The following is a 16,245-nucleotide window of genomic DNA, read 5'->3' as shown; positions in this document are numbered from 1 at the left end:
CGTGTTGATGGAAGTTAAGCCAGAGAGCCGCAGGTGTTATTCGTTGATCGCAGGCAAAAAAAAAGCAGCGGTATTAACCGCTGCTGGATGTTTTCCACGATGCGAACAAACTTAAACGGCGCGTTTAACCTGTTCATCCAGCAGTTGTGGAAAGGTATCGGCAGAATCTGCAGAAAGTTTACGTCTTTTTACGGCACGTGATGGCGGCTGGCACAGGCTGCAGACAAAGCTGCCGATGGGCTGATGAGCGTGGTTAATAAAGCTGCCACCACAGCACTTACAGTCAGACAGTTCCAGCATGCCACTTTCAACGAATCGCACCAGGGTCCATGCACGCGTTAGCGCCAACAGCGGGCCCTCGTCCGATTGCGGACACTGCTCAAGATACAAGCGATAAGCTTTGATTACCGCTTCAACGCCACTGTTCAAGCCGGTTTTCAGCAAGAACTGCCAGGCGTTACAGAACATAGAAGAGTGGATATTTTGTTCCCAGGTCATGAACCAATCGGTAGAGAATGGCAGCATACCTTTCGGTGGTGGCGCACCACGCAACTCTTTATAGAGTTTAATCAGGCGACCACGGCTCAGCTGAGTTTCACTCTCCAGCATTTGCAGTCGTGCGCCCAATGTAATCAGCTCCATGGCCAGCTGAATATCACGCGCTTCCTGAACAATACTTTTTTCGCTCATTAAACGGCCCTCTTCTTCGCAGAGACGTCATCTTTAGACGCATTTCGCAGGAGACGGCTGGATAATAAAATACCGGTGTGGATTTGCTGTAAGTCATCCACACGTGACTCTTGAGTCAGGCGATTAATATGGTTGTGATCGGTAAATCGGAACTGGCAAACCAGTTGGTTGGTTTCCGCTAATTTTACCATCTCAGGTAAAGTTAATTGCGACAATGCATCAGCCATCGATTCATCGATGCCTAAACGAAACATTGCTGAAGCTTTTTCCTGGTTAATTAAACGCTGAGCAAGAAGCAAATATGACAGATTGATGTCATATATATGTTTTAGTAATTCTGATGTACCCATTTTTTTCCATCCTGATAGACGCGACACATATACGGCCACAGAATTAAATTGTTCTATGGTTCGGGCTGCTGGTTGGTAAATCTAAAGATGGCAAAAAATAATCAGGCTTGAGCCAACGTGCTCCTGACTGTTGCACTTTTCGTCAGGACACTGATCTGTAGTAATCAAAACTCCAGGCCATTCTTTGCTTGAGTTGTAACCATCTTCCGTGACGTCTGCTTACAGTTTTTTAAGACTAATCTGAAAACAAGGCAAATCTATATTGTCTGATTTCGACATACAACGTGAGTGGCGCGAAATTTTAGATAAAGTGTGATCCACGTCACACTTTTAAGGCAAATTTTTTCTCTAAACCTTCAGCAGCGCTTTTCTGTTGTCCATTTTTTGCGCGATTTCTGATTATTTCCTTAATATTTTGCTGAAGTAAGGCGGATTTTAGGCTGTGCGGAAGATTGTCATTACAACGCGATCAGTTATCTGCTCTATGGCAATTATGGTGCTATAACACGCCATATAAAGGATTATATGCAGCATAATACTCTGAATTAGCATGAAACTATTCGCTTCTAAATTAATCACTTACAGGGAATATTGCCTATGTGCCGTAAAGCGAGACGCTAGCGAAGCGTGAAGTCTGGGCGCAGAGCGCCAGGGAACTGTTAGTGGATTGTAGGGAGTGTTTAGCGCACGGCAGGGGATGTAACAGGGCGTTACATTAGAGAAATGAATGAATAGGCATTTTTCGGTTTGCTCCACGATGACTATCGGCGCACCACCTGAGATCTTTAGGGTTGCGAGGAAAAAAAGCTCTTTTTGCCTTTCTTTTGTGTGCTTTTTAACCAAATCGTGCGCTTTTTGCTGATGAGTCAGCGCATTAGCGCTTTAAGAAATGAAATCGATTTCGTGAAGTTACAGTGGCGCGTGAAAACGCTGTGCAGCGGAGCGTAAATTCAAAGAGGCGCGATAAATCGCGCCGCTACGGAAGTGTGCAATAAGTGAGCAAAGCACCCAATGTTAGCATTTACCGTAGCGGCGCAATGTATTGTGCAATTAAGCGTTACGCTAATTTCGGAAAGGTAGCGACTTTATTTACCGTACCGTGATCATCACTGCGTACCGGCAAAGTATTTAAATCTTTCAGGAAGCTTTCACGCCAGTGTGAAATATCCTGTTTGCGCAACACCGCCATCATGTCGTTATAACGCGAGATACGTTCGGTACGCGGCATGGTCAACGCGCGATCGAGCGCTGCCGCCACGTCATCACGATCGTACGGATTGACGATCAGCGCGGAAGTCAGCTCATTGGCCGCACCAGCAAAGCGGGACAACACCAACACGCCAGGGTTATCCGGGTCCTGCGCTGCTACATACTCTTTCGCCACCAGATTCATGCCGTCACGCAGCGGCGTAATCAAGCCGACGTTGGTGAGACGGAAGATCTTCATTAACAGACGACGATCAAAGTGCTGATTGAGGTAATAGAGCGGCGTCCAGCCCAGCGTGCCGTATTTACCGTTGATGCGCCCCGCTTCCGTTTCCAGCTGGTGACGGATGTCCTGATAAGCCTGCACATCGCCGCGCGAGGTGGGCGCAATTTGCGAGTAGCGAATTTTGCCGCGGTGCTGCGGGAAATTCTCCAGCAGGGCTTCGAAGGCCAGGAAACGCTCCGGCAACCCTTTAGAGTAATCCAGGCGCTCACAGGCAATGATATTCTGCAGATCGCCCAAATCGCGTTTCATCGCCGCCATTTTCGGTGGCAGCGGTCCTTCCGCCATCTCTTTAATGGTGTCTGGCTCAATACCAATCGGATAGACCTCAGTCATAAAGGTGTTACCGAAGGCACGATGCTTCTTCTCTCCTTTATTCTGCAGCTGCGTCAGCTGGCTCAGGCTATCAAGGAAAGCTACGCGGTCAGATTCTGTCTGGAAGCCCAGCAGATCGTAGTCGCACAGCATCTCCAGCAGCTCCTGATGCGGCGGCAGAGCATTGAAGATCTCTGGCGTCGGGAACGGGATATGCAGGAAGAATCCGATGCGGTTATTAATGCCCTGTTTGCGCAGCTCGGCGGCAAACGGCAGCAGATGATAATCGTGGATCCACAGAATATCGTCGGGCTTCAGCAGCGGTTTAAGGCGCTGCGCCAGCAAAGTATTGACGCGGCAGTAGCCATCCCAGGCTTCGCGCTGATACTGCACCAGATCGAGGCGATAGTGGAACGCCGGCCAAATCACGGTATTGGAGAACTGGAGATAATATTGATCATAATCGTTTTGATTAAGCGGCAGTGACGCATAGGTGATGCCGTCTTTTTCGATCTGCGTAAGTTCTTCATCTTCTTCTTCACCCGAGAACTCGCTGATCTCTCCGTTCCAGCCAAACCATAATCCACCGGTATCTCGCAGTGCATCTAAAATACCGACAGCAAGCCCGCCTGCGCTGGCCTTGCTACCATCGGGGATCGCGATACGGTTAGATACGACGACTAAACGACTCATAACCTAAACTCCTTACCAACATTGTCATGTTCTAGTTGTAATAATAGTTGTTCAAGCCAGTGCCATACGGCCTCAACGCTGTTGAGGCGATAGCGTGCATGGCTGGCCCCTTCACCGACTTTGACAGAGATCCCCTGCATGGCATTTACCACGAGGAATCCTTTTTCATCTGTCAGGTCGTCTCCCACAAATACCGGAATGCGTCCGGCAAAGGGTGCTTCCTGCATAAACTCACGTACGGCAGCGCCCTTATCGATGCCTTGCGGCTTCAGTTCCACCACGCATTTACCTGGCTGAAGCGCCAGCTCGGGAAAGCGTGCAACGGCGTCTTCGGCCAGCTGCATAATGGCGTTTTCGTACTGCGGCGCATTGCGATAGTGCAGCGCAAATGCCATGCCTTTCACTTCTAATAGCGTATCGGGCCACTGATCCAGCGTCTGCTGCAGTTCAGTTTGCAGTGTTTGCGCAATATCCCCCGGCAAGCTGTGGCGATGCACGCGGCCCGCCGCATCGCGGCGTTCTGCACCGTGCACGCCCGCGGCGGGGGCTTCGAGTGGCGCGACTAAGGCGTCGAGTTGCGCAATCGGACGGCCGGAAACCAGCGCTAAGGCGCCGTGGCTAAGATTGGAAATGTGTTGCAGCAGCTGGCGTACCGGAGCGGGAATGGAGACCGACTCGGGCTGCGACTGAATCGCTGCCAGCGTGCCGTCGACATCAAAAAAGAAGGCGTAGAGTCCGCCACTTAATGACGGCAAGGTGCTGTTGTGATTAACCGCGGAGGTCACGACTCTTCTCCTGTCTTGTGGAATTTGTCATTACAGGATGTTCGGAGGCTGGCTGGGTGATCGAGGCGGTTGCTACCGCAGAAGTGTGTGCGAGGAGGTTTTGCAGATAACACGGAATTTCGATAGATAACTCTCCACAAACAAACATCATGTAAACTCACTCGCCAGGCTGACTGCGAACATCGTCAGAATTAAGTGTAGACGCAGATCACGATATTGCCAGATACGCGCGGCCTGGCTATAGGATAAGTGGCCGTTTTAAGGCTTATGCCGCAAAAGAATCGCCTCAGCGCTTTTTCAGCCGTTTCGCTTATTTTTTAGCGTTGATAACGCCCTTCTCCCGCCTCAATTCCCGGATTATGCCGACTTGCATCCGCCGCGAGGATTATCATATGGTGCGTTTACCGTGCGGTTACAGCGCGGAAATAGCGCCCTGATCGGCATTGATCACGGCTCTTAGACCCATTCAGGCAGGAATCCGGATAATGGAAAACCGATCGACATCACATTTTTCACTTGTCGCGGCAGGTGAGCGAAGATGATCCCGCAAAGCTACAGCCAACGCGTTCACTTCTATTACTGCATTCTGGTCGCCCTGAAAATCAACGCCAAAACGAAGAAGTCTGGCGGCGTGCGCGGCAAGAATAACTTCCTGCTGAAATGGCTGCGTAATGCGCAGAACAACACCATTTTCCCGCCGGATATCACCAGCGAGATTGAGTGGCTGCGCGCCAAGATCATCAGCTCCGGGCCCGACACCGACCTGGAACCGATGCTGCAATATGTTTACGACACGGCGAAGCGTGCCGAGACGATGCGTTTAGGATCATGATTCCTTCCATTTATTCGACTCAATGGAAACCGCGATTTTATTGAGGCAACGCAATATCTGTATCGTCATTACCACGTAAATCTGGATACGGTTAAATCTTCTTATCTTGATGAATTTAATCGAAAAAACTTAAATCTGGCATCTACGTGAAGGTAATTAATATGATTAACAGAATGATCCTCAATGAGACCGCCTATTTCGGTGCGGGCGCGATTAATTCTATTGTCGATGAGATTCACAAACGCGGTTTTAACAAAGCGTTGGTGGTGACCGACAAGGATTTGATCAAGTTTTCTGTCGCCACCCGCATCACCGATCTGCTGGCGCAGCACGACCTCAGTTTCGCCATCTATGATGAGGTGATCCCCAATCCTACCGTTGAGGTGGTGCATGCGGGCGTCGAGGCTTTTCGTCGTTCGGGTGCCGATTATCTGATCGCGGTGGGCGGCGGCTCGCCGCAGGATACCTGTAAAGCCATCGGCATGATGATTGCCAATCCCGAGTTCAGTGACGTGCGCATGCTGGAAGGCGGCGCCGCCACGCGCAATCCCTCCGTACCGATCATTGCGGTGCCTACTACTTCCGGCACCGCAGCGGAAGTGACCATCAATTACGTCATCACCGATGAAGAGAAGAAGCGCAAGTTCGTCTGCTACGACCCGCACGATATCCCGGCGATTGCCATTATCGATCCCGACATGATGGCCAGCATGCCCGCCAGCCTGAAAGCGGCGACCGGCGTCGATGCGCTGACGCACGCCATTGAAGGCTACATCACGCGCGGCGCGTGGGAACTGACCGACATGTTCCACCTCAAAGCGATTGAAATTATTGGCCGCTCGCTGCGTGATTCGGTTAAAGGCGTGCCTGCGGGCGTGGCGGATATGGCGCTCGGTCAGTACATCGCCGGAATGGGCTTCTCGAATGTTGGCTTGGGTCTGGTGCACGGTATGGCGCATCCGCTGGGCGCGTTTTATGGCACGCCGCACGGCATCGCCAATGCGGTTCTGCTGCCGCATATCATGGCGTTCAATGCCGAGCATACCGGCGAGAAGTACCGCGATATCGCCCATGCGCTGGGCATGGAAGGTGCCTATAGCTGTTCATTAGCCGATGCCCGTGCGCTGGCCATTGATGCGGTGATCACCCTAAACCACGATATCGGTATTCCGCTCAGACTACGTGATATCGGCATGCAGGAGCAGGATGTGGATGCGCTTGCCACCGCAGCTTTCGCCGATGTGTGTACGCCGGGCAATCCGCGGGAGTGCAGCGTGACGATGATCGCTGCGCTGTATCGTGAGTTGTTCTGATTAGGCGTTAACCAGGTCACCATTAATGGCGACCGACGTGTTTTGTAGGTGCGCATTTATGCGCACCAGAACGACGCGCTTATTTAATTCATGCCAACATTCACCCTTTAAAATAATATTTATCCTGCGGCTTAAAATAAAATTAATTTAACCCGGTGCGCTTGCAGCAATGGGATGCCCGCTTAGTATTAATGAGGCGGCATGCAGTTGATGAGTACAAGGCTAAATTCACTCCTTCCTCCTCCATTTCTTATCGTTATTTATTTTTAAACATCAGAATTAATTCCCTTTCTCCGTTTATTTTATTTTTTGAGGTGAGCTATGTTTCGACATGTAAAGCAGTTGCAATATACCGTGCGCGTTAATGCGCCCAATCCCGGTCTGGCCAATTTATTACTCGAGCAGTTTGGTGGTCCGCAGGGCGAATTAGCCGCTGCGATGCGCTATTTCATGCAGGGCTTAAGTGATGAAGATGCGGGTCGTCGCGAGATGCTGATGGATATCGCGACTGAAGAGTTGAGCCATCTGGAAATTATCGGTTCGCTGGTTGGCATGCTGAATAAAGGTGCCAAAGGCGAACTGGCGGAAGGCAGCGAAGAGCAAGGCGATCTTTATCGCTCCATCACCGGCGCGGGCAATGACAGCCATCTGACATCGATTCTGTACGGCGGCGGCCCGGCATTAACCAACTCCGCGGGCGTGCCCTGGACAGCGGCTTACATTGATACCATTGGCGAAGTGACAGCGGATCTGCGCTCCAACATCGCGGCCGAAGCGCGCGCCAAAATCCTCTACGAACGCCTGATCAACCTCACCGATGACGTGGGCGTGAAAGATGCGCTAGGCTTCCTGATGACGCGCGAAGTGGCGCATCAGCTGTCGTTTGAAAAAGCGCTCTACTCCATCCACAACAACTTCCCACCGGGCAAACTGCCGCCGATCGAGAAGTATGCGCACACCTACTACAACATGTCTCAAGGTGACGATATTCGCGGTAGCTGGAATTCGGATGAGAACTTCGACTATGTCGCCGACCCGCAGCCCGCAGTGGATGGCGGTGATGGCTCCGCCAGCGTGACGCTGCCGTCAAAACAGCTGAGCGATCTGGATACGCTGGCAGCACGCACCGCTTCACAGCCCGATACCAATCCGATTACCGGCGCGGAACCTGGCAGTAAAACGCCGCTTACCAATCAGTAATTATCACAGGTCACCCTAAACGGCGACCTGGCAGATTAATCCGGAAAACGCCCTTTCATTTCAGTTACGCGGCTGGGTTGTTGAGGGATGTGCCATAGTTGACGCTGGCATAAATAATAAGGATGGCTTGATGATGTTTGGTTTTTTAACTTCCCTGTTCGGTAGCCCGGAGTCATTAGTGCAAGTCATGACGCGCCAGGACATTCAGGAATCGATTGAGGAAGGCGACAGAATTATTATTGATGAAGATGGTAACGCTTCGGTTAATGCGTTGAGTCCTGAAGTGCAGCGCGATTTTGCCCATCATGTCAGCACATTAAAGGATATTTAAATGGGCACGGCGATATTTATGGTGATGATGGTTTGCGGCTATTGGTATACCAGCCGCGACATGTCGAGCCGTTTAAAAATTAAGCGTTCCTTTGGCTGGGATGTCTATTTTCTCATTGCGCTGTATGGCTGCATATTTGTGCTGCAAGGCGTGCTGGCCACCGCGATCATCTGGCTGATTCTGCTGGCCGCATCGGGCGTGAATAATGCGTTTGCGCTGACCTCGGCGGAGAATGTGCACTGGAACGTCGATTTCATGACGTGGAGCTTTTTAGGCATTCAGGCCCCGGTGGTGCTGATGCTGGCCTTTGCCATCCTGTTCTGTATGTATCGCTCCAACTGGGCGGTCAGCGCCCGGCTCAACGCCGGTGGACGCAAGGAGTTGTATCAACGCCTTTCCCGCTCCAACGGCATTGAACAGTTGCTATTGCAATGTATGGAAGAAGGCGAGCTGGCGTGGGTCACACTGAAATCGCGCCGTATCTATATCGGCATGATTCACGCGGCGACCTTTGAATATCCAAACACTGCCAACATTGTGTTGATCCCGATGCTGAGCGGCTATCGTGATTCACGCACGCTCAATCTGGCGATCGAGCATAATTACAGTCTGTGGTACCACAATCACAACATTGATTTCTCGTCCGCACCTAAAAGTGCCCTTGAGTTTCGTAAAGTGATTATGGTGCATCAAATAGAGAGTTTGTCGCTGTTTGATCCGGCCAGCGCCAGCGCATTAGCGATGGATAAGCAAAGCGGTAATAAACGCAAGTGGATGCGAAAATCCGCGCCCAAACGCGACTATCCCTGAATTTACTATTCAAAGATGCTGGCTTAATCGTGCAATTGCTTTATGTTGCACGGAGCCAGCAACATTCCATAATAAGTCAAAATAATAAGGGCATCATGATGGACTTTAAAAAGTTCGAGGACACTTTACAGCTGTGGGGGAATTTACACTTCACGGGAATTGAACTGCAACAGCGTGATAATAAAAGCGAAATTTACGCGACCGGCACTAATAATCATACCCAAAGCCAGCTGTATATTTGCACGCTTTCAACTGATGTCGCTTCACACGTCCAGTTAAAACAGTTTCGCACCTGGTTGCACAGAATTAATATTGGCAAAGCGAAGCGCCGATTAGCTCTCGCCAGAAAGGATTAATTCATTGTCCCCGCGCGGGGGACAGAGAGGAATATCAGGCGTCGTCAGGCGTGTAACCCACCACAATTTCCAGTGTTTTGCGCAGCACATCAGCTTCAGCATCACCTTCTGCGGTTTCCAGCGCCATAATCAAACAGAGAATAATCGATTTATTACTGACGCGCCCTTCGGTGGCCAGCACGTGGCGGATAACCCTATCCAATACGGCAGCTTCGTTTCTTAACGTACTGTCTGCATTGCGAAAATGCTCTGCCAGTTCGGTGTCAGGCAGTGCAGCGTAGAGGTTGTGATTTTCCGACATGATTCCAGTCCCGTGATTGTATCTACGCTCGAATTTACAATGCCTAAACGCGAGCCAATCAGTCAATGTTTACGATTGTTACCAGACTGTTGGTTGTTACCAAACAGCTGAAGAACGTTGTCGCTTTGCGGCTGCTCTTCGCGCAGCTTTTTTCCCGCCGAAATACTGTTGCGTACATCGGTGATGGCGGCAGTAATCGCTGCACGCTGCTCTTCGTCGTTGCTCTGCTGCTTCATCAGCATCAGCTGATTCAACAGCGCTTGCGTATTGACCGGGCCCGTACGTTGCAACAGCGCCAGCGCCGCTTCGCCAATAATTTCATCGATTATTTTCTGGTGTTCACTTCTATTCATAACGAATTTTCATAACGAATCTCTGATCGCCGCTTCGCCCCGGAGCGGGGCGAAGCCAGTGTGGGAGCGTATTCAGAGTAAAATTGTAATACTTGTACAAGTTTGACGTCTGACTGACTCTCAGCTTTCACGTTCAAATAACAAGCCAATCAGCTGATGATAGTGATGCTCTTCTTCAGCATTGGCGGCCAGTTCCAGTCTGCGCAGCAGCTTGGTGCATAGCGATTTGCGGTTGAGGTTACGGCCTTCGCGTAAGATTTCAACCACGATCTGACCCAAGGTTTCCTGCTGCGATGGCAGCGACGCTTTGCTGAAATAGTTGGCAATGGCCTCGACTGAACTCGGCGTGTATCCGTTCTGACGCATAATTGACCCCAATAAATGAAAAAGTTAGATCATTTGACCTAAGTAAAGTTGTACAGATAGCAAAAAGCTGTACAAGGAGCTTACTCAAGATGCCAGGCAGGTTTTGTTGCAAAAAGTGCTAAGAAGTGTGAATTAGGACAATTAGAAAGCTTTTATTTCCAAATCTGTGCGCTCCGCGCCGAAAGTCATCGACGCGTGAGCCGGTTGGGATGGTCAATTGTCGTCGGCATCGGCCGAAGGCATTCTGACACTGCCTTCCTGGCGACTCAATCCGCGCAATGCTGAATGGACGCGATTATCGCTGCCCGCCGGTTGACGGTGCGTGAGCAACCATTGCTGCGCCTGGGTAATACGCTGCTGCTGTTGACTGTTTTGCTCTTTTCTCGCCATGCGCGCGAGCTCTGCCAGCAGTGAGGAAACGCTGACTTCCTCACGGCGTACCAGTAATGCATAGGCCGCTTCGCCGATAATTTTAGGTTGCGAATCTGACATCTTCTACCTCCTGAGAATATGGGCTTACGCTTGCTTCTCACTCTTCATTATAGATCATCGGCATGGCGCCTTGTTAACAGACAGCTCTGGTTATCTTGGGTTTTTGTTACTAACACGTTATGGTAACTGCCCTTCGGTGGCCTCTGCTCGCACCGACGACGTGATTAATAACAAGCATTAAGCAAGGAAATCTGGCATGGAGTTCACCATACGCAAAGCCACGGCAGAGGATGCAGAGCTGCTGCACCTGCTGGGCCGCATGACCTACAGTGCGCATTTCAAACATATGTGGGTTTCCGCAGACGAACTGGATGCCTTTATCGACAAGGAATACGGTCTGGCAGAGCTCAATAGCAGCCTCGCCGCGCCCAATGAGAGCTGGCTGATCGCCGAGACCGACAAGCCGATTGGCTTCGCCAAAGTCACCTGGAACACGCCAGTGCCGGATTCCGGCATGAGCGGCGCGTTGCTCAACAAGCTCTACCTCAATCCAGAAGAAACCGGCAAAAACTACGGTCGCTGGATGTTCGAGAGCATCATCAATGAGGCGCGCGACAAGCGTGAAGGCTACCTGTGGCTGGAAGTGTTAGGCGATAACGTGCGTGCACGTAAGTTCTACGAAGCCTTTGGTATGCAGCACATCAAAGACATTCCGTTTATCACCGCTTCACAGCAGAGCACCCTGCAGATCATGGGGATGATGATTTAAGCGCAGCGGCAAGCCCTTTGGCACAAAATAAATTTCCTTTGTTGCCAACTGTTTTGCAAATCATTACGGGTTCTGGCTTGATCAAACTGCCTATTCGACATTACTGTATACATATACAGTGACGATTTGAGATCGCAGCCATGCAGTTTTATCAGCCCGCGGAAATCCGCGCTATTCTCGCCTTACCTTTGTTCATCAGCCGCGTGCCCTGCGGCTTTCCGTCCCCGGCGCAGGACTACGTTGAACAACGTATAGACCTCAACGACTTTTTAGTCGATCACCCCAGTTCAACCTATTTCATTAGAGTCAGCGGTGACTCGATGATCGACATCGGTATCAATGAGGGTGACATGCTGGTGGTGGACAGCTCGCTAAAACCCAAACACGGTGACATTGTGGTGGCTTCGCTTTCCGGCGAGTTCACCGTGAAACAGCTGATGTTACAGCCTTACCTGCATCTCAAACCGATGAATACCGCGCATGCGGTGATCGCCATTCCTGACGCCGATGAGTTCGAAGTCTTCGGCATCGTTAAACACGTGATTAAAACCATAGGCCGCTGATGTTTGCCCTGGTAGATGTGAATTCGTTTTACGCCAGCTGTGAAACGGTGTTTCGCCCGGATCTGCGCGGCAAGCCGATTGTGGTGCTGTCGAACAACGACGGCTGCATTATTTCGCTAAGCAGAGAAGCCAAGGCGCTGGGCATTAAGATGGGCGCGCCCTACTTCAAACATCGGGAAGAGTTGATGCGCCACAAAGTGGTGGTGTTCTCGTCTAACTATGCGTTGTATGGCGATATGTCGCGCCGCGTGATGGAGACGCTGGCGCTGATCTCCACGCGCGTGGATGAGTATTCCATCGACGAAGCCTTCGTTGACGTCACCGGCATCAACGCCTGCATGACATTCGAACAGTTAGGCCGCGACATTCGCGACCGTATTTATCAGGACACCCATTTGCGCGTGGGTGTCGGCATTGCGCCGACCAAAACCCTCGCAAAGCTCGCCAACTGGGCCGCCAAACGCTGGACCAAAGCTGAGAACGTGATGGATCTCTCTTTGCCCCACCGTCAGCGCGAGTTGATGAAACTGGTCAAAGTCGAAGAGGTGTGGGGCGTGGGCCGGCGCTTATCGAAAAAGCTCAACCTGATGGGCATTACCACCGCGCTGCAATTGGCTGAAACCCCGACCGCGCTGATCCGTAAACACTTTGGCGTGGTGCTGGAGCGTACGGTGCGTGAATTATGTGGCGAGTCTTGTCTGGCGTTTGAAGAGGTGATTCCCAACCGGCAAAATATCCTCTGCTCGCGCTCGTTTGGCGATCGCATTACCGAATATCAGGATATGCGCGAGGCCATCGCCAATTACGCGGCGCGTGCCGCAGAGAAGTTACGCAGTGAGCGGCAATATTGCCGTCATATCGGGACGTTTATTCGTACCAGTCCGCACGATCCGCATCATCCTTATTATGCCAATGCGGCCAGCCAAACCTTGATTACGCCCACCGCTGACAGCCGCGATATTATTCAGGCCACGCTCAACTGTTTAGATCGCATCTGGGTGCCCGGTAAGCGTTATATGAAAGGCGGCGTCATGCTGGGCGATTTCTTTAGCGATGGCGTGGCGCAGTTTGATCTGTTTGCGGAATATCAGCCGCGTCACAATAGTGACCAATTAATGGCCCTGATCGACAAGATGAATGCCCACCAGCGCGGTGCGTTATGGTTTGCCGGACAAGGCATTCAGAAACCCTGGTCGATGAAGCGCGAGATGCTGTCCCCGGCCTACACCACCCGGCTGGCGGATCTACCGGTGGCGAAGTAACCGCTTCGCGCTTGAATTACACACATATCAATACACTCTTCAGTCCCTGACACAGCGTCATCACGACCGCAGAACCGGGTTCGTCTAAAGGTGTCTGAACCGACCAAAGAAAAACCGCGCCAGCCAGCGCGGTTTTGTACAGGTAACTGGCGTGGGTGCGTTACTTCGCTGCCCTGTGCGCCTCAGAAGCGGCATTCATACCTGGATGCAGATTGACACCGGAAACGTCCGTGGTTTCTCGTGCCTTGTGCAGGTCACATGCCGCCTGCATTGATAACCACAGGCGCGCCGCAATACCCAGCCCCGCCTCAAGCCGCACCGCCATTTCAGGGCTGACCGATGCTTTACCGCTGGCGACTTTACTCAGCGCTGAAGCTGATACGCCAAGCTCTTTCGCCAGTACGCGCAAGCCAATATTGTTATCTTCGATGTATTCGGTGATCAGACCGCCCGGATGCGGGGGATTGAACATTGCCATCAGTGGTAGTCCTCCAGGTTAAGAATATAGGCATCGCCGTCGGTGAATTCGAAGGTGATACGCCAGTTAGCCCTGACCGTTAATGAAAACAGGTTTTTCCTGTCCCCTTTCAGGGGATGAAAACGAAACCCCGGATAGTTTCTGAATTCATCCGTGGAGAGCGCTTCATCAATGACCAGAAGGCGAAGCCGAATGCGTTCTGCGTCCTGCGCCTGGACACCGCTGATATCACCTTTCTCAAACAACTTTTGTAATCCCTTATGCTTCCAGCTTTTAATCACATCACGCCTCCGCGTTTCCTGTTGAGAACAGCATATCATATGTTTCTCAACAGGAAACAGGTCTGGCTTTTTATTTTTCGCAGCGCGTCACAGACTCAAGCCCTGAGCGGATCTACCGGTAGCGAAGTAAGCGCTTCACGCTTGAATTACACGCATGCGAATGCGATATTCAGCCCCTGATACGGTCACAGCTTAATAACATCCGGAGAACCTATGTCGAATGAAGAACGCGTAAACGAGCTGGAAGCAACGGTAAACCAGCTGCAGATTGAAGTCGCTGCCTTGCGCGAGTTAATGATTAAGCAGGTGGCGGTAAATAACATCACCTTCAAAGGGAAATATGATGAGGTGATTATTCAACTGGCGAAAGAATATGAAGAGCGCGGCTTAGAGGACGAAAGGAATAGCCAGATGCACGAGGCGCTGCGTCAATATATCAAATACCAGCTGCCCGCCGTGGAATAAGCCAATTACGCTTGCGATTCATCTATATTAATCCCTTTCACATCATCGCGCCCTTCACGCTTTGCCCGGTACAAGGCGTGATCGGCGTACTCTAGCAGTTTTACCGCACTGAGGGTGGCAGACGTCGCAGTGGTGGCGCAGCCGGCACTGATCGTCACCTGGCCTTTGGGCGAAGAAATATGCGCAAGCTGCCTGATCCGCACCGCCTCAACCACCCGATGCGCAATCGTCATGCCCTCATCGAATGGGGTATCAGGCAGGATCAGCGCAAACTCCTCGCCGCCATAGCGCGCGGCGATATCGGAGCGCCGCGCCACCACGGAAGCGAGCACCTCAGCGATCGCTTTCAGGCACTTATCCCCGGCAATATGGCCGTAAGTGTCGTTGTAATGCTTAAAGAAATCGATATCCATCATGATCAGCGTGAGCGGTTTACCGCTGGCGGCGGCGTGGGCCAGCGCTTGATGCAGGAAACGATCAAACTCCCTTCGATTCGCCAGACCGGTTAAACCATCAACGTGCGCGAGTTGATTCAGGGCGAGGTTGGCGCTGTGCAGTTCGTCGCGCAGCTGAGTCAATTCCTGCTGATAGCGCAACACGCTACGCGCCTGACGCAGCTGGAAGACGCCGAGCAGCAAGATGGTCAGCAGCAGGATAATGCTGAGCAGAATATCCTGCGCCCGACGGTTAACCCACACATGGAACAGATCGTCACTGTTGTAACCGGCGGCGACGATAATCGGATAGCGATCGGAACGCGCAAAACCAAAGATCCGCGCCTGGCCATCCAGCACCGATTTCCACTGCCCGCTGCCGCGATCCATTTTCGCCAGCATCTCCTGAAACAACGGGCTGGCTGAAAGATTTTTGCCGATGTAACTGTCAGGCATCGGACGCGCGTACAGCACCGTGCTGTCAGCCAGCATCAACACCAGCACATCGCGCGCACCGAGCTCGTAATAGCTGTAGAAGCGACGGAAAAAATCGACCTTGATGGTGGCCAGCAGCACGCCCTTAAAGCCACCGCTGGCATCACTGACGCGCAGGGAAACGGGGATCACCAAATCACCGGTGCTGCGGCTGTTGATCACCGGGCCGATATGCACGCTGTTGCGCCGGTTATGGCGCTGAAAAGTGAAGTATTCACGATCGGAATTATTGATGTTGTTGGGTGCGCGTTGGGCGGAGGTGGCGATCCACTTGCCATCTTGATCGTAGTAGAACAAGCCGTGTAACTGCGGTAAGCGGCGCTGTAATTCGCGCATGGTATTACTCAGGTCAGCGCCCTGAATGCGCGTTGCCAGCTGTAGCTGCAGATCACGCTGTACCTGGCGTAGCGACAGCTCGGTCTGCAGGAAGGTGTCTTCCGCCTGACGCGATTGTGATAACGCCAGATTCATCGCGGATTCCTGGGTCTGACGCACGGTCGCCAGCCAGTCTTCACGCAAGGTCCAGATACTCATACTGGCTACGGTGATCAATAGCAGCAGTCCAGAGAGCACAATGCTTTTCAGTAAACCGCCGTCAGAAGAAACCGGCTTATCCATTTTTCTTTTAAACTGCATGTTGTCCTCTGTCTTCCCCACCAACAGAGTTAAGCAGGTAAACCACGCATCAGTGGACGAATGCGGTTATTTTTCGGGCCATCGATAACTCCTATGACCAGTTGCGAAATATTACTGTAGTCTGGTTCCACCACATTGAGTGGCAGCAACACACAGTACGCGTTTACACGATCACTTCGGTATGCATCTCGACCAGCCCGCTACGAGCGGGCTTTTTTTTGCCTAAGATGCAGGGAAAACGGGGCG

General features: G+C 51.7%; 21 protein-coding genes. 10 read left to right on the top strand and 11 right to left on the bottom strand.

Features of this window, described 5'->3' with window-relative positions; all coding sequences use genetic code 11:
* Window positions 1-111: 111 nt before the first annotated feature.
* The 4 genes from flhC to otsB form a co-directional block, all read right to left on the bottom strand.
* On the bottom strand, window positions 112-690 hold the full coding sequence (gene flhC, locus ACYAC5_RS08475) for a flagellar transcriptional regulator FlhC (protein WP_101760736.1): 579 nt from the start codon (window positions 688-690) through the stop codon (window positions 112-114).
* Window positions 690-1,040, bottom strand: coding sequence for a flagellar transcriptional regulator FlhD (gene flhD, locus ACYAC5_RS08470; protein ID WP_008102850.1), 351 nt, complete (start codon window positions 1,038-1,040; stop codon window positions 690-692). Before flhD ends, flhC begins: the two co-directional genes overlap by 1 nt.
* Window positions 1,041-2,097: 1,057 nt before the next feature.
* On the bottom strand, window positions 2,098-3,537 hold the full coding sequence (otsA, locus tag ACYAC5_RS08465; RefSeq protein WP_101760737.1) for an alpha,alpha-trehalose-phosphate synthase: 1,440 nt from the start codon (window positions 3,535-3,537) through the stop codon (window positions 2,098-2,100).
* On the bottom strand, window positions 3,534-4,322 hold the full coding sequence (gene otsB, locus ACYAC5_RS08460; protein ID WP_101760738.1) for a trehalose-phosphatase: 789 nt from the start codon (window positions 4,320-4,322) through the stop codon (window positions 3,534-3,536). The genes otsA and otsB overlap by 4 nt, the downstream gene beginning before the upstream one ends.
* Before the next feature lie 538 nt (window positions 4,323-4,860).
* Between otsB and ACYAC5_RS08455 the strand changes: the two genes are divergently transcribed.
* The 6 genes from ACYAC5_RS08455 to ACYAC5_RS08430 all read left to right on the top strand — a co-directional run bounded on the left by ACYAC5_RS08455 (window position 4,861) and on the right by ACYAC5_RS08430 (window position 9,164).
* Window positions 4,861-5,154: a hypothetical protein gene (locus ACYAC5_RS08455; RefSeq protein WP_218168224.1), complete on the top strand. Its 294-nt coding sequence runs from the start codon at window positions 4,861-4,863 to the stop codon at window positions 5,152-5,154.
* Between the two features lie 161 nt (window positions 5,155-5,315).
* Window positions 5,316-6,467, top strand: coding sequence for a lactaldehyde reductase (fucO, locus tag ACYAC5_RS08450; protein WP_110865988.1), 1,152 nt, complete (start codon window positions 5,316-5,318; stop codon window positions 6,465-6,467).
* A 321-nt stretch (window positions 6,468-6,788) separates the two neighbouring features.
* On the top strand, window positions 6,789-7,667 hold the full coding sequence (locus tag ACYAC5_RS08445) for a manganese catalase family protein (RefSeq protein WP_462062806.1): 879 nt from the start codon (window positions 6,789-6,791) through the stop codon (window positions 7,665-7,667).
* 133 nt (window positions 7,668-7,800) lie between these two features.
* Window positions 7,801-7,998, top strand: coding sequence for a hypothetical protein (locus ACYAC5_RS08440; RefSeq protein WP_101761030.1), 198 nt, complete (start codon window positions 7,801-7,803; stop codon window positions 7,996-7,998).
* Window positions 7,999-8,808: a hypothetical protein gene (locus ACYAC5_RS08435; protein WP_101760742.1), complete on the top strand. Its 810-nt coding sequence runs from the start codon at window positions 7,999-8,001 to the stop codon at window positions 8,806-8,808.
* The gene (locus tag ACYAC5_RS08430) at window positions 8,769-9,164 is read left to right on the top strand and encodes a hypothetical protein (protein WP_312464593.1); all 396 of its coding nucleotides are present in this window, start codon (window positions 8,769-8,771) and stop codon (window positions 9,162-9,164) included. The genes ACYAC5_RS08435 and ACYAC5_RS08430 overlap by 40 nt, the downstream gene beginning before the upstream one ends.
* Window positions 9,165-9,198: 34 nt before the next feature.
* Here the strand turns inward: ACYAC5_RS08430 and ACYAC5_RS08425 are convergent, their stop codons facing one another.
* The 4 genes from ACYAC5_RS08425 to ACYAC5_RS08410 all read right to left on the bottom strand — a co-directional run bounded on the left by ACYAC5_RS08425 (window position 9,199) and on the right by ACYAC5_RS08410 (window position 10,676).
* A complete protein-coding gene (locus ACYAC5_RS08425; RefSeq protein WP_101760743.1) occupies window positions 9,199-9,465 on the bottom strand; it encodes a biofilm development regulator YmgB/AriR family protein in 267 nt (88 codons plus the stop codon).
* A 62-nt stretch (window positions 9,466-9,527) separates the two neighbouring features.
* Window positions 9,528-9,818, bottom strand: coding sequence for a hypothetical protein (locus ACYAC5_RS08420; RefSeq protein ID WP_101760744.1), 291 nt, complete (start codon window positions 9,816-9,818; stop codon window positions 9,528-9,530).
* Window positions 9,819-9,938: 120 nt separating this feature from the next.
* On the bottom strand, window positions 9,939-10,184 hold the full coding sequence (gene ycgZ / locus ACYAC5_RS08415) for a regulatory protein YcgZ (RefSeq protein WP_007891089.1): 246 nt from the start codon (window positions 10,182-10,184) through the stop codon (window positions 9,939-9,941).
* Between the two features lie 213 nt (window positions 10,185-10,397).
* Window positions 10,398-10,676, bottom strand: coding sequence for a hypothetical protein (locus tag ACYAC5_RS08410; RefSeq protein WP_137385641.1), 279 nt, complete (start codon window positions 10,674-10,676; stop codon window positions 10,398-10,400).
* A 196-nt stretch (window positions 10,677-10,872) separates the two neighbouring features.
* Here ACYAC5_RS08410 and ACYAC5_RS08405 point away from each other — a divergent pair, with 196 nt between their 5' ends.
* From ACYAC5_RS08405 to umuC, 3 genes are all read left to right on the top strand, one after another.
* Window positions 10,873-11,385, top strand: coding sequence for a GNAT family N-acetyltransferase (locus ACYAC5_RS08405; RefSeq protein ID WP_101760746.1), 513 nt, complete (start codon window positions 10,873-10,875; stop codon window positions 11,383-11,385).
* A gap of 140 nt (window positions 11,386-11,525) precedes the next feature.
* On the top strand, window positions 11,526-11,948 hold the full coding sequence (gene umuD, locus ACYAC5_RS08400; protein WP_101760747.1) for a translesion error-prone DNA polymerase V autoproteolytic subunit: 423 nt from the start codon (window positions 11,526-11,528) through the stop codon (window positions 11,946-11,948).
* A complete protein-coding gene (gene umuC / locus ACYAC5_RS08395) occupies window positions 11,948-13,210 on the top strand; it encodes a translesion error-prone DNA polymerase V subunit UmuC (protein ID WP_110865986.1) in 1,263 nt (420 codons plus the stop codon). The genes umuD and umuC overlap by 1 nt, the downstream gene beginning before the upstream one ends.
* 160 nt (window positions 13,211-13,370) lie before the next feature.
* Here the strand turns inward: umuC and ACYAC5_RS08390 are convergent, their stop codons facing one another.
* Together ACYAC5_RS08390 and ACYAC5_RS08385 are read right to left on the bottom strand one after the other, a co-directional pair.
* Window positions 13,371-13,688 (bottom strand): HigA family addiction module antitoxin, encoded by a 318-nt coding sequence (locus tag ACYAC5_RS08390; RefSeq protein ID WP_137385638.1) that lies wholly within the window; start codon window positions 13,686-13,688, stop codon window positions 13,371-13,373.
* Window positions 13,688-13,969, bottom strand: coding sequence for a type II toxin-antitoxin system RelE/ParE family toxin (locus tag ACYAC5_RS08385; RefSeq protein ID WP_192413560.1), 282 nt, complete (start codon window positions 13,967-13,969; stop codon window positions 13,688-13,690). Before ACYAC5_RS08385 ends, ACYAC5_RS08390 begins: the two co-directional genes overlap by 1 nt.
* A 213-nt stretch (window positions 13,970-14,182) precedes the next feature.
* Between ACYAC5_RS08385 and ACYAC5_RS08380 the strand changes: the two genes are divergently transcribed.
* Window positions 14,183-14,434 carry a hypothetical protein gene (locus ACYAC5_RS08380; protein WP_101760749.1) on the top strand — a complete coding sequence of 84 codons (252 nt, stop codon included), beginning with the start codon at window positions 14,183-14,185 and terminating at the stop codon, window positions 14,432-14,434.
* A gap of 5 nt (window positions 14,435-14,439) precedes the next feature.
* Here ACYAC5_RS08380 and ACYAC5_RS08375 read toward each other — a convergent pair whose 3' ends face one another.
* Entirely contained in the window at window positions 14,440-15,999 is a 1,560-nt protein-coding gene (locus ACYAC5_RS08375; RefSeq protein ID WP_192413563.1) for a sensor domain-containing diguanylate cyclase, read from the bottom strand.
* Between the last annotated feature and the right edge of the window lie 246 nt (window positions 16,000-16,245).

This window comes from Pantoea sp. y20 (genome assembly GCF_054903455.1).
The sequence above is the reverse complement of the archived record's forward strand: the minus strand, read 5'-3'. Positions and strand labels throughout refer to the sequence as shown.

Coding starts and splice junctions, on each gene's coding strand:
- flhC (WP_101760736.1), bottom strand. CDS start 690: ATGAGCGAAAAAAGTATTGTTCAGGAAGCGCGTGATATTCAGCTGGCC.
- flhD (WP_008102850.1), bottom strand. CDS start 1,040: ATGGGTACATCAGAATTACTAAAACATATATATGACATCAATCTGTCA.
- otsA (WP_101760737.1), bottom strand. CDS start 3,537: ATGAGTCGTTTAGTCGTCGTATCTAACCGTATCGCGATCCCCGATGGT.
- ACYAC5_RS08455 (WP_218168224.1), top strand. CDS start 4,861: ATGATCCCGCAAAGCTACAGCCAACGCGTTCACTTCTATTACTGCATT.
- fucO (WP_110865988.1), top strand. CDS start 5,316: ATGATTAACAGAATGATCCTCAATGAGACCGCCTATTTCGGTGCGGGC.
- ACYAC5_RS08445 (WP_462062806.1), top strand. CDS start 6,789: ATGTTTCGACATGTAAAGCAGTTGCAATATACCGTGCGCGTTAATGCG.
- ACYAC5_RS08440 (WP_101761030.1), top strand. CDS start 7,801: ATGTTTGGTTTTTTAACTTCCCTGTTCGGTAGCCCGGAGTCATTAGTG.
- ACYAC5_RS08435 (WP_101760742.1), top strand. CDS start 7,999: ATGGGCACGGCGATATTTATGGTGATGATGGTTTGCGGCTATTGGTAT.
- ACYAC5_RS08425 (WP_101760743.1), bottom strand. CDS start 9,465: ATGTCGGAAAATCACAACCTCTACGCTGCACTGCCTGACACCGAACTG.
- ACYAC5_RS08420 (WP_101760744.1), bottom strand. CDS start 9,818: ATGAATAGAAGTGAACACCAGAAAATAATCGATGAAATTATTGGCGAA.
- ycgZ (WP_007891089.1), bottom strand. CDS start 10,184: ATGCGTCAGAACGGATACACGCCGAGTTCAGTCGAGGCCATTGCCAAC.
- ACYAC5_RS08410 (WP_137385641.1), bottom strand. CDS start 10,676: ATGTCAGATTCGCAACCTAAAATTATCGGCGAAGCGGCCTATGCATTA.
- ACYAC5_RS08405 (WP_101760746.1), top strand. CDS start 10,873: ATGGAGTTCACCATACGCAAAGCCACGGCAGAGGATGCAGAGCTGCTG.
- umuD (WP_101760747.1), top strand. CDS start 11,526: ATGCAGTTTTATCAGCCCGCGGAAATCCGCGCTATTCTCGCCTTACCT.
- umuC (WP_110865986.1), top strand. CDS start 11,948: ATGTTTGCCCTGGTAGATGTGAATTCGTTTTACGCCAGCTGTGAAACG.
- ACYAC5_RS08390 (WP_137385638.1), bottom strand. CDS start 13,688: ATGGCAATGTTCAATCCCCCGCATCCGGGCGGTCTGATCACCGAATAC.
- ACYAC5_RS08380 (WP_101760749.1), top strand. CDS start 14,183: ATGTCGAATGAAGAACGCGTAAACGAGCTGGAAGCAACGGTAAACCAG.
- ACYAC5_RS08375 (WP_192413563.1), bottom strand. CDS start 15,999: ATGCAGTTTAAAAGAAAAATGGATAAGCCGGTTTCTTCTGACGGCGGT.